We start from the raw sequence: 20,598 nt of genomic DNA on the forward strand, positions 1-20,598 counted from the left end.
CTATTCGGTGCCTTCCGAGCGGAAGATCGAGATCGAGATCGCGCGCCCTTGCGAGAAATTATAGCCGTCGATACGGGCGCCGACCTTGTAGCGCAGCCCGATCGCCTCGGCGCGCTGCACGAAGCTGCGCTCGGAGCGTTGCTCGATCAGCGCGAAGCGGCAGCTTCCCTGCCGCAGGAAATCCGCTGCGCCCGACCCGTCGGTCAGCAAGGTCCGAGTGCCCACCAGAAAGACGAGGCTAGGCTCGTGATAACCAGCCGCAGCCGCCTTCGGTCCGACGCAGGTGACGTTGCGAAGCGCGCGCGCGATCTCGATGCTCGGAAACAGCGGCGTCAGTGACGGCAGCACGATGCCGTAGACCGTCACCGCTAGCATCAGGGCTGCGACCAGCGCGTTGAGCAGCGAGCGCTCGGCGCGATTGTTGTCATAGAGCCACCAGGCGAACAGGCCGAAGATCAGCGCGGCCGCGATGAACGGCCAGGCCACGAAGGCCGGCTGCCGCGTCAGCACCACCGCGCCGACCACCGCGACGATCGAGGCGGCTGCGGGAATCGCGAACCACCAGGCCGAACCGCGCATCAGCCAGGAGCGCGACAGCACGCGCCGCTCGAGGGCGCCGGCGGTGAGGATCGCGATCGCCGGATAGAGCGGCAGCACGTAATGCGGCAGCTTGGTCAGCACGGCCTCGAACACGATCCAGGACGGCATCAACCAAGCCAGCAGAAACTGTGCGCCGGGCTCTCGCCTCGCGCGCCACACCGCGGGTGCCGCCATCGCGGCGAGCGGTGCGCCCGGCCAGAAGGTGATCCAGAACAGCGCAAGGTAGAGCCCGGGCGGCGCGCCGTGGGATTCCTGGGCCCCTAGCTTGCTCAGCATGTCGCCGCCGACGGAATCGGCGAAGAAGGTTTCGCCCGCGCGCCAGAAGATTGCGACAAACCAGGGCAGCACCAGCACCAGCATCCACATCAGGCCCCAGAGCGGGCGCAGCTTCCAGAGCCAGGAGGCATCGCGGTCCTGGATCGCAAGCGCGACGATGGTCAGGCCCGCGAACATCAGGATCAGCGGGCCCTTGATCAGGATGCCGACCGCGAGCGCGGTCCAGAAGATCGCAGGCCAGCTCCAGGGCGGATGCGTCTCGTCCTCGGCGCGCTGCCAGGACAAATAGGCCCGCGCCATCGCCCCCATCGCGGCGACGACGCAGAGCAGCAGCATGGCGTCGGTCTTCGCCAGCCGCGCCTCGACGCCGAGCAGCACGGACGCGCACATCATCAGCGCCGCAAGTACCGCGGCACGGCGCGTGACGAAGCCAAGCGCGGCCCAATAGGTCATGAGCACGGCGCCGACCGCGCCCATCAGCGACGGCAGCCGGTAGACCCATATGCGCAAGTCGGCCTTCGGCAGCTTGAGCATCGACGCGGCTTCGACGGTCGCCGATTGCAACCAGTAGATGCCGACCGGCTTCTTGTAGCGGACGTCCTCCTGAAAGCGGATATCGACATAGTCGCCACTCTCGACCATCTGCTTGGTGGCCTGGGCGAAGCGCGCTTCATCGCGATCGATCGGCGGAATGGTGAAGAAGCCGGGCAGGAACAGCAGCAGCGCGCAGAGCACCAGGAAGCCGACCGCCCGCGCATGACTGGCCGTGACGATGTCGAGCATGCGCACGAGCCCATTGCCCGGATTTGCGGGCGATTTCGACTCGCGGGGGGCGCCAAAACGGGGGCTTGGGTAGGTCTCGGCCATTGGTTCCGCTTACGCTGAAACCGCCATCGCCACAACCGCTTAAGGCAGGGTCATTGAATTCGAATGACGACTGTGTCCGCGGCGCCCGTGGCGTCGATCACGGTGAGCCGGGCAAAGCCCGGACCGGGCGGATCGATCAGCCGCTGGCGGGGGCCGTCGATCTCGCCAAGCGCGGTGCCGTTAACCATGACGGTCATGGGCAGCACGCCGCCGGCGACCTTGACCGGCATGGCTGCGCTCTCCCGGCCACCCGATCGATCGACGTCGATCCGCGAGCCGTTGAGCGGAAATTGAATGTGCAGCGCCTGCTCACCCCCGGTGCGCACCAGTTCCCCAACCGGGCGGAACCGCTTTAGGGGCAGCGGCAGCTTGGCATTGCCGGCCACCAGGGTTCCCCGGGGAGCCTTCGGCAACGGCGCGAGCGTCTTGCCGCTCCGGGCAAAGGCATCGAACAGGATGGGCGCGGCGGCGACACGTCCGATTAGCCCGGGAACCGGCGCGCCGTCCGGACGGCCGACCCAGACGCCGATGGTCATGCGGCCGTCGAAGCCGACCGACCAGGCGTCGCGATAGCCGTAAGAGGTCCCGGTCTTGAACGCGATCCGGTTGTGGGCGGCGTTCTCCGGCGGCGGCGTGCCCAACAGCACGTTGCCGACTTGCCAAGCCGCGACCTGATCCAGCAGCCGGAGCGGCTCGCGATCGTCCTTGTCAGCAATGATCTCACGCAGTGGCTTGGTGGTGCCGAGACGGGCGAAGCCCGCATAGAGCTGGGCGAGATCCTGGAGCGTGACGCCGACGCCGCCAAGGCCCATGGCAAGTCCGGGCGCTTCGTCCTTGGGCAGAACCAGATTGCCGCCGGCCTGCCGCAGCCGCGAGGCCAGCCGGCTCGAGCCGACACGATCAAGCAGGACGATGGCGGGAACGTTCAGCGACAGCTGCAGCGCCTTCCTCACCGGCACCGTGCCCTGGAACGTCATGTCGAAATTTTCCGGCGCGTAGGAGCCGAAGCGGACCGGACGGTCGTCGATCAAGCTGTCGGGATGAACAAAACCGTCCTCGAAGGCGAGCCCGTAGATGAAGGGTTTCAACGTCGAGCCCGGCGAGCGGACGGCGCGGGTCATGTCGACCTGCCCTGCCCGGCTCTCGTCGAAATAGTCGGCCGAGCCGACGCGGGCGAGCACGTCGCCGCTCTCATTATCGACCACGATGATGCCGACCGAAATGTTCGGCCCAAGTGCAATGGCGCGGTCGCGCGCCAGCGGCTCCAGCACCTTCTGCAAGTTCGCATCGAGCGTCAACTTGATGACAGGCGTGTCCTTGACCGTCGAAAGCGCAGTGTCGGAGGCATGCGGCGCCAGGATCGGCATCGGCTTGCGCAGTTTCGGCACGGGCACCGCCTTGGCCTGCCTGGCGTCGTCGGCACTGACGACGTGCTCCTCGACCATGCGGTCGAGCACGCGATCGCGCGCCTTGCGCGCCGCCTCGGGGTAGCGATCGAGCCGGCGCGTCTCCGGCGATTGCGGCAGTGCGACCAGCATCGCGGCCTCCGCCAGCGACAGACGCTTCGGCTCTTTACCGAGATAGGCGATGGACGCCGCGCGGATGCCTTCGAGATTGCCGCCATAGGGCGCGAGCGCCAGATAGAGATCGAGGATCTGCTCCTTGCTCATGCTGCGCTCGATCTCGATGGCACGCACGATCTGCCGCAGTTTTGCGTAGAGCGACCGCTGCCGCCGCGGCTCCATCAGCCGCGCAAGCTGCATGGTGATGGTCGAGCCGCCCGAGACGATGTGGCCGCGCGTTCCGAGCTGCAACGCCGCGCGTCCCAGCGCCAGCGGATCGATGCCGTCATGGGCGTAAAAGCGCTGGTCCTCATAGGCGAACAGCAGCTTGAGATAGGTCGGATCGACGTTGGTCCTGGCATCGACCGGCAACCGCCAGCGTCCATCAGCCATCGCATAGGCGCGCAGCAGCTTGCCGTTGCGGTCGACGATGGTGGTGGAGACCTGGCGCGCTTCGTCGAGCGGGAGCGGGCCGAGGGAATAGACCCAGGCGACGAAGCCGATGACGGCGAGGATGAGGGTGAAGGCGGCGCCTGAGAGGAGGCGAAGGCCCCTACCCATAGCTCCGTCATGGCCGGGCTTGTCCCGGCCATCCACGTTCTGGCGCGCAGCACCAGTGTTCGTGGATGCCCGGGACAAGCCCGGGCATGACGACTGTGTGTGAGGCGCAACCTCGCTCATCCCACCACTCACTTCGCCGCCCGCACCTCGACGGTACCCGTGCCGGTGCGACCATAGCGCGAGGGATTATACATGTCCTCGACATAGGCCTGCGGCAGCACATATTTGCCGGGCGAGACCGCGCGGACGACGTAGGCGACGGTGAAGACCGACTTGGAATCCGAGGCCCGGTCCACCGCCGCAGTGAAGCGGTCATCGCGGAACTCGGTGTATTCGGGCTCCTCGCCGTCCTCGATCCAGTCCAGCGTGCCGCTGTCGCCGGAGGACACCAGCTTCGGGTTGTCGATCTCCAGACCCGCCGGCAGATAGTCGGACACCATGATGTGACCGTATTCGGGCTTGGCCTCGGTGATCTTCAGCACCACCGCGAAGCGCTGGTTCTGCTTGACCTTGCTGATATCGGCGGGCTTGCCGTCGAGCGTGTAATAGCTGCGCTCGATCTTGAAGCCGTTGGACGCCGCCGGCTCCGGCGTCACTGGCGAGCCCGACACAGAGACCACCGCCTGCACCGGTGCGTCGCCGATGTTAGTGATCTTCAGCGGCTTGCCGCTCAGCGTGTCCGCCTTGTAGCTGCGATAGAGCGCAGTCTTGACCGGCTGGCCGTCGACCTCGATCGACAGGTTCTCCTTGGCCAGCGCCCGCGCCGCCAGCACCAGCCACGCATTCTCCTGCGTAGAGGTGTAGGGCGTGAGGCCACGGGCGGTCTCGACCCGCGACACTGCCTGGGTCAGCGTCGCCTTCGGCGCGTTGCCTTCGCTGGCGAGCGATACCAAAGCTGCGGCATCGCGCAGCTGCGAGCCGTAGTCGGTGCGGCCGAACTCGAGCACGGGCTTTGGCGCGAGGCTGTCGAGCGCGGCGCCATAGACCCGTTCGGCGCGGTTGCGGTCGCCGACCAGAGCGAGCGCCGCCGCAAGCTGCGACTTCGCGATCGGGGTCGCGAGGTTGTTCAGCTTGGTATCGGCGAGATAGCGGAGGTCGCCGATCGGCGCTGCGCCATTGCGAGCGAGCACGTAGAGGCCGTAGGCGAGATCGCGGCCGCCATCCTTCTCCGGCTCGTTGGCGTTGACGACGGAGTTGCGGATACGGTCGAGCGCGTTCTTGAACAGCACGTCCGGTACAGCAAAACCCTTCTCGCGAGCGCGGGTGAGGAAGTCCGTCACGTAAGCATCGAGCCAGGCATCGTCGCCGCCGGCCGCCCACAGGCCGAACGAGCCGTTCGAGCCCTGACGCGCCAACAGACGTTCGATGGCGTCGCGGATGCGCTGGTCAACCTCGGTGTCCATGGCGAGATGCGCGCCGGCCGCGAGCTCGTTGACGTAGAGCAGCGGCATGGCCCGGCTCGTGATCTGCTCCGAGCAGCCATAGGGATAACGATCGAGCGCTTTGAGGATCGTCGCCGCATCGAGCGCAGTCGACAGGCTGGCAGAGACCGAGACGCTGCCGGTTCCCGGCACGAGGTCGGAGAACATGTCCGAGGTCAGCGTCAGGCTTTCGCCCTTCGCCAGGGTCCGGATCGAACGCCGTGCCAGCACCTGCGTCGCCGCCTTGACGTCGAACGCGTAGTGCCGCGCCAGCGCCAGGCCATTCGGCCCCTTGATGTCGACGTCGAGCGTTGCCTGCCCCGCCGCGGTCGCATCGAGCGCGAGCGAGAACGAATTGCGCTGCTTGGCGGCGAGCCTGACCGTGGTGGCGGGATTGCCGGTCATCTTCACCGGGCCGCCGGTCTTCACGTTGATGACGTAGTCGCCGGCCTGGCCTTCGACATTGTCGATCTCGAGATTGACCGTGCCGTGGTCGCCATTGAGCAGGAAGCGCGGCAGCGTCGTGGTCAGCACGACGGGGTCACGGATCACGACATCAGTATTGGCGCGGCCGAGCTTGGTCGCGGTCCATGCCACCGCCATTACGCGCGCAGTGCCGGCGAACTCCGGAATGTCGAAGCTCACTTCCGCGGTGCCGTCAGCAGCGACGGTGACGATGCCCAAATAGAGCGCCAGCGGCTTTTGGGAGGGCGGTGAGCCCTGCAGCTCTGCCGCACCGGCGTCGCCGCCGGACTTGATCTGGCCACGTGTGCCCGACATGCCATCGATCAGCTGGCCGTAGAGATCGCGGATCTCGGCGGTCAGGCGGCGCTGGCCGAGATAGTAATCGTCCGGAGCCGGCGGCTTGTAATTGGTGAGGTTGAGGATGCCGACATCGACCGCGGCGATGACGATTTTGGCGTCCTCGCCCTGATTGAGCCCGTCAAGCTTGACCGGGATCTTCAGCGTGGAGTTCGGCCGGATCATCGAAGGCGGCGCCAACTTCACCTGTAACGTGCGGGTCTGCTTGTCGATACCGAACCATTTCAGCCCGATCGCCCGGCCCGGCATGCGCTGGGCGGCCGCATCGAGCGGACGCCGCAACGTCGCCACGACGTAGGCGCCGGTCCCCCAGTCCTTGCCGACCGGGAGCTTCACCTGCGCGGTGCCTTCCTTGACATCGATGGTCTGCGTCGTCAGCAGGCGGTCGCCGAGCACGTTGATGGTCAGCTTGCCGGCGCTGCGGACATTGACCGACACCGTCATGGTGTCGCCGGAGGCGTATTGCGGCTTGTCGATCGAGGTCTCCAGCAGGTCCGGCGTGTCGGCGCTGCCGTCGGAGTACCAGCCGACGTCGAACTGCACCGAGGTCACCGGGCCGTCCGCATCGTTCGATTTCACATCGAGCCTGTAGCGGCCGGGCTGGGGCGTAAGCGAGATCCGCGTCGGCTTGTCGGCGGCGATCGTGAGGTCACCGTCGGCGACGCGCGAGGTCGACTTGACCGGCTCGTACTCCCAATAATTGCTCTGGCGATACCACTGGTAGCGCGACTCCATCTTCAGGAGCTCGTAGCGCAGGCCGTCGCGGCGCAGCCTCTGGCCCTCCGGCGAGACGAACACGACGTCGAACTCGGCCTTGTCGCCCTCGGCGACGTTCTTGTCGCCGAACAGCGGCTTGATCCCGATCTGCGCCGTGGCGGGCGCGACAGGCAGCACGATCTTGCGCTCGACGGCGCGGCCGCCGGTCTCGACCATACGGACGAAGATCTGCGCCTCCTGCGGCCGCGTCGAGGCCGGCTGCTTGTCCAGCGTGACCGGGAAGGTGGCGACGCCGTTGGCATCGGCCTCGGGAAGGTTCTCCAGCGGCGTGCGCTCGTTCGAGGTGGTCTCCTCGTCAGCGACGCCGAACTGGTAGCCGGCAAAGCCGGGCCGCTCAGCCGCGGGCGCGACCAGCATGTCGCCTTCGAGCGCAAGCCCCGAGGCCGGCGCGCCATAGAGGAAATGACCGTCGGCCTTCAGCTCCACTGGAGCGTTAGCTTTGATCAGCTTGTCCTTGGCGGACAAGTCGAATTCGATCCGATCGGGCACGTAATCCTCGACCATGAACGTGGTCTCGCCGACCGAGGAGCCCTTTGGGTCTGTGAAGGCGCGCACCCGCCACGTCCCGGTCGGGACGGCCGAATTGAGCGGCACGGCCAGCGTACGGCCGCCGGCGCCCTGGTCGGTCAACACCGCACGGCGGTATTCGACGCCGTCGGGGCGCTCGACCACCAGCGTCATTGGCCCGCCGGTGACGGCATTGCCCTGGCCATCACGCAACAGCGCGGTCAGATAGACGGTCTCGCTGGAACGGTAGACGCCGCGCTCGGCATAGACGAACGCATCGGCACCAACAGGCACCGCGCGGCCGGCAACACCACGGTCCGAGAGGTCGAAGGCGGAGGTCTTCAGGCTGAGGAAGGCATAGTCGGCCTTCTCGCCGGTGACAGTGAGCATCGCCGGCGACAGGCCGCCCTCGCCGCGCGCAAGGCCGGCCTCGAACAGCACGTGACCGGATTCGTCGGTCTTGCGCGTCGCCAGGATCTCGTTGTTGCGGGCAACCAGCCGCACCTCGGCCTTGCCGACCGGGTCGGTCGAGGCCAGTGAGTTGACGAAGACGTGGATGCCGTCATTGCCGGAATAGGCGCTGACACCCAGGTCGGAGACGATGAACCATTGCGTGGCGAGCTGGTATTCGTCGTCCGAGCCCGGGCCCTTGGCCGCGGCAGTCATCACGTAGACGCCGGGCTGGAGCTCGCCCAGCGCCTGGTCGACCGGGAATGCCGTGGTGACGTCCTGGTTCAGCGTCATCGCGGTCGCGAGCTCGCCGGACCAGACCTTGACACCGCGCTCGTCGCCGAGATCGCTGAGCTGATATTTGGTCAGCGTCTTCTGGAAATCGCTGTCGACCACCGTATTGATCAGGTTGCGGTCGCCGATCCGGAAGACGTTGATGTTCACCGCGGGCGTGTTGACGCTGACCACGGGAATGCCGCGCTGGCCGGTTCTCGGCAGGACATAGGCGCGGCTGGTGAAGCGCACGAAAGGTTTGCGGTCGCGCACATAGATGTTGAACTCCGCCGATTTCGGCAGGCCCTCCTTCACCGTGGACGGCAAGCCGGCGCGGAGGTTGATGTTGTAGCGTTCGCCGTGCTTCAGCCCGTCGACGCAGAGCTGCTTGCCCTCGGCCGACAGCGCCGGCTTGTCCTGCCCCGCCAGCGCCAGGAACGGCGCGAAGTCGGTGCGCTTGGCGAGCTCCTCCGAGAACTGGAAGCAGGCACGCGGGCTCGCCGAGTCCGAGTCCACGGTATAGTCGAGCAGCCGGAAGCCGTGCTCGTCGCGCATCTTCTCGTATTGCCCGCGGACGTCGGCGACCTCGCGCAGGTCGAGCGACAGCCGCAGCGAATCCAGCGCCGGCCGCCACAGTTTTCGTTCCGCCAGCGACTTGCCGAGCACGGCGAGCGCGTCCGCCTCCTCGCCCGGATTGCCGGCGCGCTGATAGGCGATGTAGGCCGCGGTCGAGGCGCGCTCCAGCAGGAACGTCTGCTCGCTCGAATTCTTCGGCCAGATCTGGAAGATCACCTTGGCGAGCCGCAGCCAGTTGCCAGCATCGTCGGGAGTCGTGGCCGCAATCTGGCCGAGCACCGACAGTCCGGTGCGGTAATCATTGCGCTTGAAGGCGGCGTCAGCATCCGTGCGCAGCGTCGCGTTGGTCTTGGCGACCGGCCCCGCCTCGCTCTTGATCTGCGCCTCGAGCTTGATTGCGGAATCGGCGAGATCGTCGCGCTTGAAGGCCTTGTCGGCGGCCTGCGCCGCGTTAAGGCCGAGCGCCAGCGCGGCGCAGATTGTGACGGCGCGAACAAGACCGATCATGGATGGACTCCCGGAAATCGCGGACGAACGCCGCTTGTCGCAAGAAATGCGCGGAAAGGTGACGGACTCAAGGCGATGGAACCAAAGGTGCAAATCGTCGCATTGGACATGGAAAGGCAAGCCCAGAGGAGACCGATCAAGATACCGCCGCGCACGCCGTCCTGATGGCGCAGCACTACCCGACCAGTCGACCGGCGGCCGTGTCCCGGAAGCTATTCAGCGGTCCCGGCGATGTGATCCATCGTCCAGTCCACTGCCGCTCAACCCGGCACCCTGACACCCCACCGTTCCGCTTTGTCGCCGCATTGAGGAAAACGGTTCGGTTCAGGCTTGGCGAAACACCAGATTTTTCATATTGGCATGCTAGATGAACGGCCAGCCACCCAAACCGGCCGGCTCAAGACGGTCCCGTAGCTCAACTGGATAGAGTAGCGGATTTCTACTCCGCGGGTTGCAGGTTCGAGTCCTGCCGGGATCGCCAGTCCATTGACAGTCAGCCGCCCTTCACGAACGCGTGGGTAACCATACGCCGGCCTTTGAACGGCGCCGATCAGCCCTATGTAAGCGCCGGGCGAGATGCGCCCGATAGGTTTCTTAATGCAGCAATCCGAGTTGACGAGAATGGCGATCGCATCTGCGGTCGCGATCGTTGCGATGTCGTATTTGGCAATCGACGCAGGCTTGGTGAACACCAATGTGGTCACGAGGCCTGTCAAGGTGGCCCAGGCCTCGATCATTGGCTCCGCAATGGGCCAGCATCACCTTGCCTTCGCCGTTCAGGATTGGGCGCGCCGCGGCCACGAGAAGCCGCAACTGGAGCATTGTCTGGCGGTCGACTGATTGATGCGCCCTCCTTCCGGGCCGTCGACAAAATTCATGCTTCACCACCCGCCGACTGATGACCCCGCCACCACGCGGCAATCGCCGCGGCCAAATCATTCCAAAGCTCGGTGGGAAGATCCGGGACAGCCACCCGGACGCTGTACTGATCCGTGGTCGCGTCGTGAAACCACTCGGTCGCCGCGAAATCGAAGCCGAAGCTGCCGGCGTGGCGGATGGGAAAGCCCTCCCGGCGCAATGCGCTGCTCATGTCTTCGGCAGCCTGCCGCGCTGCCGCCTCGTCGAGCGCGCGCTTTCCGCGCAGGGTCACATACAGGCCGTGGGTGAAGTGAAGATCGGCCGAGAGCGCCGGGAGCTTCGCGGCGAAATATCGGGCCGTGCTGCGGCCGTTGCGTAGGATTGCCGCAACGCGCCGCTTCGTAAGGGTCCAGTACGCCGCGCTACCCGCGAACGGCGGGAAGTGGGCCGGCAACGCCGCGCCACCGAGCAGCCGCACCGCGTTTCGGGTTTCCGACGCGAGACGTGTCCATTGAACGCCCCCTGCCAGCGGCTGATGCTCATTCCCATGGACGAAAACGGCCGAGCCCAGCCGGCCATATTCCGCTCCGAGCGAATCGAGCTTGTTGTGGCTTCTCACCAACACCAGCGGAACTCCGTATCGTCGGGCCCACCTCTGGACACGCCTGATGCGGCCTGACCTGCCGGCGAAGCATGTCGTGTCGAAAATGAGGAGATCGAGGGTAGATCCGTCACAACGCAGCGCCGCGTCGAAGGCGCCGGCGAAGGAGCAGGAATCCAACAGAAGTATGCGCGGCGAACTCACTGGTGCAAACGCATCGCCCAGCGGCAGCTTCAAGGCCTCGAGCCGCAAATGAGGAACGAAGCCCCGGATCAGCTCCAGCGTCTCGCCGTAGGAGCCCTGAAGCACGAGGATATCGGCCTTCTCGACGATCTGCGCGGAGGCGAGCAGCACGGCGGAGATCGCGGCCATGCCTGAGGCTGTGTAGATCGCCGTGCTCGCGGAGCCGCCCTCGAACTCGTAGAACGAAGGACCGCGTACCGTGAGATCGGCCCTCTGGTAGTCGTAACTGAACTCGAACGGCCCGCTGGCGGGATCGGCCGTATGCGACCACGCTGTCTCCGTCGCCTTCCACTCATGCAATTCGTGCTCCGCCCTCAGCGCCGCGGTGATCTGGAACTTGGATCTGACGACGTCATCGACGGAACACGGACGCGCCAAATCAAGCCGGTTTCTCAGGCAGTCGTTCAACAGCCTGAGTTCCTCGTGCTTTCGCTCCAGATAGGCTCGAATGGTCTCCATGCGCTTCTTGGCAGATCCGACGGGGCGTCAACGTGTGGAAAGCGCCTTGGGTCCAACGCGCCGTTGCAACGAACACGCGCCTTCGCAGTTGAAGCGATGCAAGGAGGACCGCATGGCTGACATCAGAGAGCACATGAAGATCATCGGCAAGGACGGCGCACATGTCGGCACCGTCGATCGCGTCGAGGGCAACCGCATCAAGCTGACGCGCAAGGACAGCCCGGAAGGTCACAAGGACCATCATCACTATATCGACACGAAATATGTCGGTGCTGTCGAAGGCGACGTTGTCAAACTGTCGGTGAATGCCGACGCCGTACCGAAGACGGAAGCCGCCTGAAACACTGAGCCCCCTTCGGGGGCTTTTGTTTGTTCATGGTCCGACTCCGCTTCGTTCGCAAAGCACGAATCGCGATCGCAAATCGAAGGCCGAGCATTCGTTAATGACTGGTTCAGCCGGATCGATACGGAACGAATGCGCGATCAGAGCGTTGGATCGCCGACTTGAGTGGTGCCGACCTGCCAGCCCCGGTCGGCTTTGAAGAACCCCGTGCTCCCCGAGCACGGGGTTTTTCTCATGGAGCACGGCCTACCAGCTGGTGCGGATGCGCCCGGCATCCGGCGGGTCCGCTTGCTCCTCGCGCGGATCGCGGGCGAGCTGATGCCATGCCAGGGCCAGCTGGATCAGTCGTTGCCGATCGGCACCTTCAGACGCCGCAGCCAGCTTCATTGCGGCCTCGGCTTCGTGCTGTGGGTCGTACCTAGTACACATGCGACCGATTTTAGACGGCCGATCTGGACGAGCGCATGGCAATTTCGCCCGTATGATTGCGGGGTGACTTCCTCGTCGCATAGGCTTCGTTCGAGGGATCTGTGAACTGCATCACAGCCTGCACCCGGCATCTCCGCTAAACAGCGCTTCAACGCTCCGTGGTGGAGTTCAGGTCATGACGCACAAAGCAGCAGCCGAGATCGTCCCGACGCAACGACAGAGGTCCGATCTGCTCGGCATCGCCTATCTCGTGACCATCGCCATCGTGATGCTGGCCTGGATCGGCGGCCTCGTCTGGGCCACGATCGCGTTCTTCAGCTGGCTCGTGTCCTGACGCGCGAGGCGCTGAGTCTCACCGCGAGCAAGCGGCGCAATGTGGATCCTGCGCTAGAACAGATAAGGCAGCACCTGCGCGAGTTTGATCCCGCCGCAAACGATCATGGCCCATAACGCCATGCTGATCTGGATCGCATCCAGCATGTCCCACGCCCCCGCGAATCATCCCGAGATTTTTCTTTGAGACTTGCGTGACACGAAGACGATCGCCAGCGCTAATTTGAAGCAATCGCCGGTGTGCAAAAAAAGAGGCGAGCCTGGGCCCGCCTCCGTGCTCCAATCCGGCTTGGAAAACTCAGTAGCAAGCGCGGGGATCGGCCTGCACATATTGGCCGTTCGGATAGCGGTAATAGCAGGTGCCCTGCGCCCAGTAGTAGCCGGGCTGGGATGCAGCAGTGGCACCGGCGATTGCACCCGTCGCGCCGCCGAGAACCGCGCCCGCCGCAGCCCCTGTTGCATTGCCCGAGATCAGGCCGCCCAGCAGGCCGCCGACGATCGCGCCGCCAAGCGCGCTGGCGCCGGGATCAGCCGGTGGCGGAGGCGGAGGTGGCGGCGCATAGGCGACCGCGGGCGGGGCATAGGCCACCGGCACGTCGTCAATATAATCCTCCGAGATGTAGGCAGGCGGGCCAGCCATTCGCTCCGGATAATAATACCAGACGCCACCAACGTCCCACCACCAGCCGGAGCGGCCGTTGCGGATTTCGTGGCGCCAGCGTCCACCATCCCAGGCGAGATTGCCACGATAGGTGTGTCCACCCCAGTCCCGCACCGGGGCAGGACCGCGCGCATAACGTCGCGGCGGTGGGCCGCCGGCATTGCGCGGGCCAGGGCCCGCATGAGGCTGATCAGCGGGCCGCGCGGGTCGGGTCGCCTGCTGGGGCGGGGGGCCCTTGCGCATATTCTGATTGGTCTGGGGCGGCGCGCCAGCACCCGGTGCGGCCGGCCGTGGTGCCGCCTCTTTCGGCGGTCTGGCCTCTTGCGCCTGCGCCGACAGCGCGAGCAACGACATGGCCGAAATCACGGGAATGATGATCTTCATGCGTTTGGACGCACTCATGCGTGCTCGCCCCCTACTCTCTCGATGGCCGTGGCCCCTGGCGCAATCGACGAATCGCCGCACGCCGGGCTGATGCCGGCCGAAACAACTGCCCTGCTTGATCGGCTAAGTCCCGTTACAAATGATTAAGATCAGGGCATTTTTTCGGCCCTGCGGTCCACGCTGAAGCGCGCCTAGCGAGCCGGTTCGATCACATTGCAGTTGGTTCGCCCGGACATCAGGCAATCCTGCATCTTGCTGGCTGCGGTAAGATCACGGGCAAGCCACCACCCGACCCCGAGGATCACGATGGCGATGATCAATCCGGCGATCGCGCCGCGACGGTCATCGCCGGACCGGCGCTTGGGCTGACCGTTCGATCGGGAATTGGGCTGCTCGCCGGGTTCGGATCTGGACTCTGGCTTCGACATGGCCGTCTGGTCGCGCTGGCGAGCCGGCTTTATCACCTCTGCGACGTCGCGTCACATCCCGATCAGCCGATCCAATTCAGCCCCGGGTCTGCCGGATTGCATCCTTGCGCGAGGTTTCGACCGCCGGAATTGCCTCCTGAAGCCGCGGTGCACAGCTCGTGAGCACGAATGCGGTCCGGGTGCATTCCCAGTCCGCCCCCAGCACCGCACTCTCGATGGGCTGCGGACGAGCGAGCAGAAGTGCGGCGCCGGCCACGCTCGCCAGGGCGAAGCCAATTGCGAGCGCCTTCAGGCTTGGTCTTGAGATCGTCATGCCCGTGCTCCGTCTCGTATCGGGCGGACGCTAGGCGTCGCCCGTGTGCTCCCTTATGAGGGACATCACAATTCAGCAGTTTTTCCGGGCTACGAGAGATCGTCGGGAGGCGATTTTTCGTTGACCTGATCGGCTGCGATTATGGGTGGCTTCGCGACGCGCGCCGATGTACACGCTTCTGCGTCGCGTGGCGCCTGCTATGCCCAGCCGACGTACCAACAGGCACCGATGTAGGATCGAAAGCGAGGAAGACAAGGCTCGTCGATGAGTGGATTCAGGGAACCCGGCTTCGCAGACCGGCAAAAAGCGGCACAGGAAGCCCGCAAAAATCTTTTGAACAAATTCAAATCGCAACCGGGACCTGACGATCCGGCGGTGGTCGCGCGCCGTGCTGAACGCGAGGCGCTCGCGGCCAAACGCGCCGAGGCGAAAGCTGCGCGCGAGGCGGCAAAGGCCGAGCAGAAGCGCCTCGAGGACGAGGCCAAAGCCGCCGAAGCCGCACGGATTGCGCGCGAGGCCCAGGAAGCCGCCGAGAGACAGGCCGCGCTCGAAGCCGAGCAAAAGGCCAAGCGCGACGCGCGCTACGCCGCCCGCAAGGCCAAGCGCAAGTAAATTCACTAGTCACGTTCAGTTGAACTTGAACTGAAGCACCCTTCCGGAGGCGGCCTAAAAGGCCGCCTCCGGAATTCGCGAGTGCGCGGCCCGCCGAAGGCGGGCGCTGCGCGACGAGGCCGAAGGATCAATTCTTCTTCATCATCCCGTCGTCTTTCTTCATGCCGTCCTTCGACATGTGGTCCTTCTTCATGCCGTCATCCTTGGACATGGTGTCCTTCTTCATCATCCCGTCCTTGGACATCGTGTCCTTTTTCATCATGTCGTCATCCTTGCCCATCTTGTCTTGAGCAAAGGCGGCCGGGGCAAACGCGAGGCCAAGTGAAAGAGCGGCAGCCGAGACGCCGAGCACGATGCGGGTGCGAATGGTCATGGTTCATCTTCCCTTCGAGATGGTGTTTGTCAGCGACGGACGCCGCTATTCGATCTCGACGAATTGCCAGCCGGCGTTGTTACGCCGCTGCCGATAAATTTTGGCGAGCCCTCCGCTATTCGTACGGGTCCTGTCGCGCCCGGCTCCGGAAGTGTGCAGCGCAACACGGCCGGCACTTGCCGTGGCATTCGGTCTCGAACTATCAGATGAGTGAATATCGGGTGGAAGACCGGCTAGGATGGGCCTGAACGCCGGTCTGACAGGACCCGACCCAAATCACACCAACAAGAACAGTCCAAGGGGATCACACCATGATTACGCGCCGACATCTGATCGCGACCGCCGTCGCGGCACCCGCCATCCTGCGCTTCGGCACCGGCACTGCGCAGGCCGCCACCACGCTGAAGATCTCGCATCAATTCCCGGGCGGCACCATTGACAAGGGCGATTTCCGCGACCGGCTCTGCCGCATGTTCGCTGCTGAAGTTGCCAAGCGCAGCAACGGCGACATTGCCGCCGAGATCTATCCGAACTCCTCGCTGATCAAGACCAACGCGCAGTTCTCGGCGATGCGCAAGGGCGCGCTCGACATCTCGCTCTATCCGATGCCTTATGCCGGCGGCGAGTTGCCGGAAACCAATATCGGCCTGATGCCGGGCCTGGTGACCACCTACGATCAGGGCCTGCGCTGGAAGAAGGAGCCCGTCGGCAAGGCGCTGACCGATTTCCTCGCCGACAAAGGCATCATCCTGCTCACCTGGGTCTGGCAAGCCGGCGGCGTTGCCAGCCGCTCCAAGCCGATCGTCGCGCCCGAGGATGCCAAGGGCATGAAGGTGCGCGGCGGCTCGCGCGAGATGGACATGGTGCTGCAGACCGCCGGCGCCTCGGTGCTGTCGGTCCCCTCCAACGAAATCTACGCGGCGATGCAGACCGGCGCGTGCGATGCCGGCATCACCTCCTCCACCAGCCTGATCTCGTTCCGCCTCGAAGAGGTCGCGAAGTCGCTGACATCAGGGGCTGGCACGTCCTACTGGTTCATGCTGGAGCCGCTGATGATGTCGAAGGCGATCTTCGACAAGCTGCCGAAGAACCATCAAGATATCTTGCTCGCGGTCGGCACCGAGCTCGAAGCCTTCGGCCGTAAGGGCGCGCAGGACGACGACGTCGAGGTCGCCAAGGTCTACGAGAAGGCCGGCGCTAAGGTCTACGCGCTCGATGCCGCCACCGTCGGCAAATGGCGCGATATCGCGCGCGACACCGCGTGGAAGGATTACAGTGCCAAGACCGCGACCGCGGCCAACCTGCTCAAGCTCGCCACCGACGTTGCGGCATGAGCCACGGTCCGCTTCCGGATCGTGACGACCAGGCGAACGCTGCCGCAGGGACCGGCCTTGCGGCGGCGATCGATCGCGGTCTCGCCATCCTCAACAGCACCATCGTCGTGTTCGCCGCGATCGCGCTGGTCGCGGCCTGCACCATCCTGAGCTACAGCGTGCTCAGCCGGGCTCTGTTCAAGGCCGCCAATTACTGGCAGGACGAGGCCGCCGTGTTCCTGCTGGTCGGCGCGACCTTCATGACCGCCGCCTATGTGCAGCAGCACCGCGGCCATATCGGCATCGAGGCCTTCGTCGGCCTGCTCTCGCCGCTCGCCAACAAGGTCCGGCTCTGGCTGGTCGACGCCGCGACGTTCCTGTTCTGCGCCTTCTTCACCTGGAAATCCTGGACACTGGCCCATGAGGCCTATGTCGACGGCCAGGTCTCGAATTCGATGTGGTCGCCTCCGCTCGCCATTCCCTATTCGCTGATGGCGCTCGGCATGAGCCTGCTCTGCATCCAGATCCTCGTGCAGCTCGCGCTGCCCTCCACCGGAGCCCGGCGGCCATGAGCGTTTTCGGTATCGGCCTTGCCTACGGCATCGCGACCCTGCTCGTGATGTTCTCGGGCATGCCCATAGCTTTTGCCCTCGGCGCGGTCGCGGTCGTGTTCATGGGCATCTACATGCCCTCGGCCTCGCTCGATACAGTGACCCAGAACGTGTACGAGGAAATGGCCTCGATCACGCTTCTGTCGATCCCGCTCTTCATCCTGAAGGGCGCGGCGATCGGCAAGTCGCGCGCCGGCCAGGATCTCTATTCGGCACTGCATGCCTGGCTGCATCGCGTCCCCGGCGGCCTCGGCGTCGCCAACGTTTTCGCCTGCGCGCTATTCGCGGCGATGGCGGGCTCGAGCCCAGCGACCTGCTCGGCGATCGGTTCGGCCGGCATCCCCGAGATGCGCAAGCGCGGCTATTCCGGCGGTTTTGCCGCAGGCATCATCGCCGCCGGCGGCACGCTCGGCATCCTCCTGCCGCCGTCCATCACCATGATCCTGTTCGCGGTGGCCGCGGAAAAGTCGCTCGGACGGCTGTTCCTCGCCGGCATCGGTCCCGGCCTGCTGCTGGTCACCCTGTTCGGCGCTTACGCCGTGATCCGCTTCCGTCGGGAATACAAGGCGGCTGAAGCGATCTACAAGAATGGCGGTCCGGAGGCCGCGATCCTGACCCGCGACGAGTATACGCTGGCCGAGCGCTTCAACGTGCTGCCGCGGGTGATCCCGTTCGTGCTGCTGCTCACCGGCGTCATGATCGCCCTCTATGGCGGCTACGCCACGCCGTCGGAAACCGCCGGCCTCGGCGGCCTCCTGGCGCTGGCGCTGATCGCGGCGATCTACAGCGTGTGGCGGCCGAGCGACCTGGCCCCGATCATGCGATCGACGATCCGGGAATCGACCATGCTGATGATGATCATCGGCATGTCGCTGCTCTATTCCTACGTGATGAGCTACCTGCACATCTCACAATCGGTCGCCGAATCCATCGTCGCGATGCATCTGCCGCGCTGGGAGCTGCTGTTCGCGATCCTCGTCATGGTCGTCGTGCTCGGCTTCTTCCTGCCGCCGGTGTCGATCATCCTGATGACGGCGCCCATCATCCTGCCACCGTTACGCGCCGCCAATTTCGACATCATCTGGTTCGGCGTGGTCATGACCATCGTGATGGAGATGGGGTTGATCCATCCCCCCGTCGGCCTCAACATCTTCGTCATCCGCAACGTCGCGCCGGACATTCCCCTGCGCGAGGTGATCTGGGGCACCCTGCCCTTCGTGCTCCTGATGATGTTCGCGGTGGTGCTGCTGTGCCTGGTGCCGGGGATTTCGACCTGGCTGCCGGACCTCGTGATGGGGCCGGACGGGAGCAGGTGACGCTGCATCTGCACATTGTCCGGGGCTGTCAGATTACCACTACATGCGGTGAGTCATTAACCAAAACCAATCGCGAATCGTCGATGAATGTGCTGATTACGTCTTAGCCCTTGCAATGTTCACGGAATGTTCTATTTATGTCGTTGGAGCCGACAAAGCGAATTCGTGACCCCATACACGGGCTGATTGTGGTTTTATTTGTCTGACGAGGTCGATCGAGCTGCTTGGGAGCTAATAGATACACCCGAGTTTCAACGCCTCCGGCGAGTGAAGCAGCTTGGTGTGTCCGAGTTTACGTTTCCTGGGGCAACGCACACTCGTTTTGCTCATTGTGTCGGTGTGTATCATGTCGCCCGTCGCTTGATGAAGGTGGCAACCAGCGGAGTCCCTGTTCAAGATCTCACGCCTCATCGAATGCGCGTCTCGTTGCTCGCCGCTTTACTGCATGATCTCGGACACGGACCGTTCAGTCATGCCTTCGAAGAAGCCGAGAAAGCGAGACTTCGAAATACTCCAGGCGCGTACAAGAGCCACGAGCAGTGGACTGCTGAAATCATTACCAACCACGACGGTCATGTCCGAAAGATACTGACAAAGCGATTTGGTAGCAGCATGGCCGATGAGGTGGCCGAATTACTAAAGGGCGAGCCCTCCGACCTATATGCAGCAGTGGTATCGAGTTCGTTCGATGCGGACCGATTGGACTATTTGCAGCGCGACAAGCTCATGACCGGTTCAGGCGCGGGTGGTATCGATTTGGATTGGCTTATCGACAATCTGAGGATTACGACTGTCACTTCAGACGTGGACGGAGAGGCCGAGGAAGCAGCACCTCCGATCAGTACCTTCTGTTTTGCCGAGAAGGCGGCACAAGCCGCTGAGGCGTTTATTTTGGCTCGCTATCACCTCTACTCACAGGTGTATTTCCACAGAACAACCCGTGGAATTGAACAGCTTTTAATCGCATTCCAGAAGCGTCTTTCCGATTTGGTGTCGGCAGGAGCAACCGCACAAGCTTGCCTCTCGGATGATCATCCACTTGTCACCTTCTATTCTTCGAAGCAGCCATCGATTTCAGGTTATCTAGCCTTGGATGACACCGCGGTTTGGAGCGCCGTGGAAGAAGTATCTGATTGGCGCAGCGAATTGGTTCGGCGAAAGGGTTCCAAGACTCAAAATGGGCGCATGGAGAAGGCTGCGGAGTTACTGAAAGCGCTAGGAGTAAGTCTTAACTAGCCGACTAGTGTGAGTTGTCCGTAGATGTAATCACCTCTGTCGTGTGCGGTCAGAAAAGTACCTACGCTTCGCTACCGCACCCTGCCTCTACGAATTCTCCTTCCGCCGCGATTTCGGCGCGTTCGCCACGACCTGCAGCAAATCCTTGCGCACGGCCTCGATGTGCCGCTCCAGGAAGCGGCAGGCCTCGTCCACCTTCTGCGCACGGCAGAGCGCGATCAGATGGGCGTGCTCCTTTTCGGCAATGCCCATCGCCTTGGTGTTGGAGAGTTGTAGCCGCGTGTAGCGGTCGCTGGTCTGCAGCAGCGACAGCACGATCGCGCGCGTGCGCGGCTGCGGGGCGTGGACGTAGAGCGCCATGTGGAAGTCGGCGTTGAGCTGGCCCCATTCACTGACGTTCCTCGCCTTGATCGCCTTCTCGAAGCTCCGGTGGATGTCGTCGAGCCCGTCGAAATCCTGCGTGGTGAAGCGCGGCGCCGACTGCGCCAGCAGTCGCGGCTCCAGAATGCGGCGGAGGTCGAAGACGTCGTTGATCTCATCCAGCGACAGCTCCGAGACGATGGCGCCCTTCTGCGGCACGATCCGTACCAAGCCTTCCGCCTCGAGCTGGAACAGCGCCTCGCGCACCGGGATGCGGCTGACGCCATAGGCCTCGCCAAGCGCGTCCTGACGCAGCTGCGATCCGGCCGGATAGGTGCCGTCGAGGATCGCCTGGCGGAGCTGGTCGACGATCGCGGCCGACAGGGTGCGATGCTTCAGAGGCTGTTTCATCTGATCGTCCGATGTCCTTCCCGACTCGTGCGGCCGACGCGGTCCCTGTCTTGCATGTCGAGCTGCCCGGCAAAAGCCGGGGCGCCGCATAGTGCCCAGCAAACGCGCGCCCTGC

The 20,598-nt window shown here is 64.3% G+C and carries 18 protein-coding genes and 1 tRNA gene; 9 read left to right on the forward strand and 10 right to left on the reverse strand.

Features of this window, described 5'->3' with window-relative positions; genetic code table 11:
- Genes P6U29_RS22015 through P6U29_RS22025 form a run of 3 tightly spaced genes read right to left on the reverse strand, consistent with a single transcriptional unit; the run spans window position 1 to window position 9,199 of the window.
- Window positions 1-1,743 (reverse strand): ArnT family glycosyltransferase, encoded by a 1,743-nt coding sequence (locus P6U29_RS22015; RefSeq protein ID WP_407112245.1) that lies wholly within the window; start codon window positions 1,741-1,743, stop codon window positions 1-3.
- Window positions 1,744-1,793: 50 nt separating this feature from the next.
- Window positions 1,794-3,986 (reverse strand): penicillin-binding protein 1C, encoded by a 2,193-nt coding sequence (gene pbpC / locus P6U29_RS22020; protein ID WP_407112246.1) that lies wholly within the window; start codon window positions 3,984-3,986, stop codon window positions 1,794-1,796.
- An 8-nt stretch (window positions 3,987-3,994) separates the two neighbouring features.
- Entirely contained in the window at window positions 3,995-9,199 is a 5,205-nt protein-coding gene (locus P6U29_RS22025; protein WP_407112247.1) for an alpha-2-macroglobulin family protein, read from the reverse strand.
- Window positions 9,200-9,603: 404 nt separating this feature from the next.
- On the opposite strand from P6U29_RS22025, the gene P6U29_RS22030 reads away from it, so the two are divergent.
- A tRNA-Arg gene (locus P6U29_RS22030) sits at window positions 9,604-9,680 on the forward strand.
- A gap of 140 nt (window positions 9,681-9,820) precedes the next feature.
- A complete protein-coding gene (locus tag P6U29_RS22035) occupies window positions 9,821-10,039 on the forward strand; it encodes a hypothetical protein (RefSeq protein ID WP_407112248.1) in 219 nt (72 codons plus the stop codon).
- A gap of 34 nt (window positions 10,040-10,073) precedes the next feature.
- On the opposite strand, the gene P6U29_RS22040 is transcribed toward P6U29_RS22035, so the two are convergent.
- Complete coding sequence (locus P6U29_RS22040) at window positions 10,074-11,360, reverse strand: hypothetical protein (RefSeq protein ID WP_407112249.1); 1,287 nt, start codon at window positions 11,358-11,360, stop codon at window positions 10,074-10,076.
- A gap of 112 nt (window positions 11,361-11,472) precedes the next feature.
- On the opposite strand from P6U29_RS22040, the gene P6U29_RS22045 reads away from it, so the two are divergent.
- On the forward strand, window positions 11,473-11,700 hold the full coding sequence (locus P6U29_RS22045) for a DUF2171 domain-containing protein (protein ID WP_027574503.1): 228 nt from the start codon (window positions 11,473-11,475) through the stop codon (window positions 11,698-11,700).
- Between the two features lie 249 nt (window positions 11,701-11,949).
- Here the strand turns inward: P6U29_RS22045 and P6U29_RS22050 are convergent, their stop codons facing one another.
- Window positions 11,950-12,090, reverse strand: coding sequence for a hypothetical protein (locus P6U29_RS22050; protein WP_407112250.1), 141 nt, complete (start codon window positions 12,088-12,090; stop codon window positions 11,950-11,952).
- Between the two features lie 217 nt (window positions 12,091-12,307).
- Here P6U29_RS22050 and P6U29_RS22055 point away from each other — a divergent pair, with 217 nt between their 5' ends.
- Window positions 12,308-12,466, forward strand: coding sequence for a hypothetical protein (locus P6U29_RS22055; protein WP_407112251.1), 159 nt, complete (start codon window positions 12,308-12,310; stop codon window positions 12,464-12,466).
- A gap of 297 nt (window positions 12,467-12,763) precedes the next feature.
- Here the strand turns inward: P6U29_RS22055 and P6U29_RS22060 are convergent, their stop codons facing one another.
- The 3 genes from P6U29_RS22060 to P6U29_RS22070 all read right to left on the reverse strand — a co-directional run bounded on the left by P6U29_RS22060 (window position 12,764) and on the right by P6U29_RS22070 (window position 14,251).
- The gene (locus P6U29_RS22060) at window positions 12,764-13,528 is read right to left on the reverse strand and encodes a hypothetical protein (protein ID WP_407112252.1); all 765 of its coding nucleotides are present in this window, start codon (window positions 13,526-13,528) and stop codon (window positions 12,764-12,766) included.
- A gap of 173 nt (window positions 13,529-13,701) precedes the next feature.
- A complete protein-coding gene (locus P6U29_RS22065) occupies window positions 13,702-13,938 on the reverse strand; it encodes a hypothetical protein (protein ID WP_407112253.1) in 237 nt (78 codons plus the stop codon).
- Between the two features lie 76 nt (window positions 13,939-14,014).
- Complete coding sequence (locus P6U29_RS22070; protein ID WP_122403314.1) at window positions 14,015-14,251, reverse strand: hypothetical protein; 237 nt, start codon at window positions 14,249-14,251, stop codon at window positions 14,015-14,017.
- 264 nt (window positions 14,252-14,515) lie between these two features.
- On the opposite strand from P6U29_RS22070, the gene P6U29_RS22075 reads away from it, so the two are divergent.
- Window positions 14,516-14,863 carry a DUF6481 family protein gene (locus tag P6U29_RS22075; protein ID WP_407112254.1) on the forward strand — a complete coding sequence of 116 codons (348 nt, stop codon included), beginning with the start codon at window positions 14,516-14,518 and terminating at the stop codon, window positions 14,861-14,863.
- 127 nt (window positions 14,864-14,990) lie between these two features.
- Here P6U29_RS22075 and P6U29_RS22080 read toward each other — a convergent pair whose 3' ends face one another.
- Window positions 14,991-15,236 carry a pentapeptide MXKDX repeat protein gene (locus P6U29_RS22080; protein ID WP_407112255.1) on the reverse strand — a complete coding sequence of 82 codons (246 nt, stop codon included), beginning with the start codon at window positions 15,234-15,236 and terminating at the stop codon, window positions 14,991-14,993.
- Between the two features lie 311 nt (window positions 15,237-15,547).
- Between P6U29_RS22080 and dctP the strand changes: the two genes are divergently transcribed.
- The 4 genes from dctP to P6U29_RS22100 all read left to right on the forward strand — a co-directional run bounded on the left by dctP (window position 15,548) and on the right by P6U29_RS22100 (window position 19,712).
- On the forward strand, window positions 15,548-16,570 hold the full coding sequence (gene dctP / locus P6U29_RS22085; RefSeq protein ID WP_407112256.1) for a TRAP transporter substrate-binding protein DctP: 1,023 nt from the start codon (window positions 15,548-15,550) through the stop codon (window positions 16,568-16,570).
- Window positions 16,567-17,121, forward strand: a complete 555-nt coding sequence (locus P6U29_RS22090) for a TRAP transporter small permease (protein ID WP_407112257.1) — start codon at window positions 16,567-16,569, stop codon at window positions 17,119-17,121. Before dctP ends, P6U29_RS22090 begins: the two co-directional genes overlap by 4 nt.
- Window positions 17,118-18,476, forward strand: a complete 1,359-nt coding sequence (locus P6U29_RS22095; protein WP_407112258.1) for a TRAP transporter large permease — start codon at window positions 17,118-17,120, stop codon at window positions 18,474-18,476. The genes P6U29_RS22090 and P6U29_RS22095 overlap by 4 nt, the downstream gene beginning before the upstream one ends.
- 198 nt (window positions 18,477-18,674) lie before the next feature.
- Window positions 18,675-19,712, forward strand: coding sequence for an HD domain-containing protein (locus P6U29_RS22100; protein ID WP_407112259.1), 1,038 nt, complete (start codon window positions 18,675-18,677; stop codon window positions 19,710-19,712).
- Window positions 19,713-19,799: 87 nt separating this feature from the next.
- Here the strand turns inward: P6U29_RS22100 and P6U29_RS22105 are convergent, their stop codons facing one another.
- Window positions 19,800-20,483 (reverse strand): GntR family transcriptional regulator, encoded by a 684-nt coding sequence (locus tag P6U29_RS22105; protein ID WP_407112260.1) that lies wholly within the window; start codon window positions 20,481-20,483, stop codon window positions 19,800-19,802.
- Window positions 20,484-20,598 lie beyond the last annotated feature (115 nt).

Origin of the sequence: Bradyrhizobium sp. LMG 9283 (assembly GCF_045571415.1) — a bacterium.
In the GTDB taxonomy this organism is placed as follows: domain Bacteria; phylum Pseudomonadota; class Alphaproteobacteria; order Rhizobiales; family Xanthobacteraceae; genus Bradyrhizobium.

Excerpts from the sequence above, each read along its gene's own strand:
- P6U29_RS22015 (WP_407112245.1), bottom strand. The coding sequence starts at position 1,743 with ATGGCCGAGACCTACCCAAGCCCCCGTTTTGGCGCCCCCCGCGAGTCG.
- pbpC (WP_407112246.1), bottom strand. The coding sequence starts at position 3,986 with ATGAGCGAGGTTGCGCCTCACACACAGTCGTCATGCCCGGGCTTGTCC.
- P6U29_RS22065 (WP_407112253.1), bottom strand. The coding sequence starts at position 13,938 with ATGTCGAAGCCAGAGTCCAGATCCGAACCCGGCGAGCAGCCCAATTCC.
- dctP (WP_407112256.1), top strand. The coding sequence starts at position 15,548 with ATGATTACGCGCCGACATCTGATCGCGACCGCCGTCGCGGCACCCGCC.
- P6U29_RS22040 (WP_407112249.1), bottom strand. The coding sequence starts at position 11,360 with ATGGAGACCATTCGAGCCTATCTGGAGCGAAAGCACGAGGAACTCAGG.
- P6U29_RS22035 (WP_407112248.1), top strand. The coding sequence starts at position 9,821 with ATGGCGATCGCATCTGCGGTCGCGATCGTTGCGATGTCGTATTTGGCA.
- P6U29_RS22075 (WP_407112254.1), top strand. The coding sequence starts at position 14,516 with ATGAGTGGATTCAGGGAACCCGGCTTCGCAGACCGGCAAAAAGCGGCA.
- P6U29_RS22105 (WP_407112260.1), bottom strand. The coding sequence starts at position 20,483 with ATGAAACAGCCTCTGAAGCATCGCACCCTGTCGGCCGCGATCGTCGAC.
- P6U29_RS22025 (WP_407112247.1), bottom strand. The coding sequence starts at position 9,199 with ATGATCGGTCTTGTTCGCGCCGTCACAATCTGCGCCGCGCTGGCGCTC.
- P6U29_RS22060 (WP_407112252.1), bottom strand. The coding sequence starts at position 13,528 with ATGAGTGCGTCCAAACGCATGAAGATCATCATTCCCGTGATTTCGGCC.
- P6U29_RS22095 (WP_407112258.1), top strand. The coding sequence starts at position 17,118 with ATGAGCGTTTTCGGTATCGGCCTTGCCTACGGCATCGCGACCCTGCTC.
- P6U29_RS22050 (WP_407112250.1), bottom strand. The coding sequence starts at position 12,090 with ATGAAGCTGGCTGCGGCGTCTGAAGGTGCCGATCGGCAACGACTGATC.
- P6U29_RS22055 (WP_407112251.1), top strand. The coding sequence starts at position 12,308 with ATGACGCACAAAGCAGCAGCCGAGATCGTCCCGACGCAACGACAGAGG.
- P6U29_RS22045 (WP_027574503.1), top strand. The coding sequence starts at position 11,473 with ATGGCTGACATCAGAGAGCACATGAAGATCATCGGCAAGGACGGCGCA.
- P6U29_RS22080 (WP_407112255.1), bottom strand. The coding sequence starts at position 15,236 with ATGACCATTCGCACCCGCATCGTGCTCGGCGTCTCGGCTGCCGCTCTT.
- P6U29_RS22070 (WP_122403314.1), bottom strand. The coding sequence starts at position 14,251 with ATGACGATCTCAAGACCAAGCCTGAAGGCGCTCGCAATTGGCTTCGCC.
- P6U29_RS22090 (WP_407112257.1), top strand. The coding sequence starts at position 16,567 with ATGAGCCACGGTCCGCTTCCGGATCGTGACGACCAGGCGAACGCTGCC.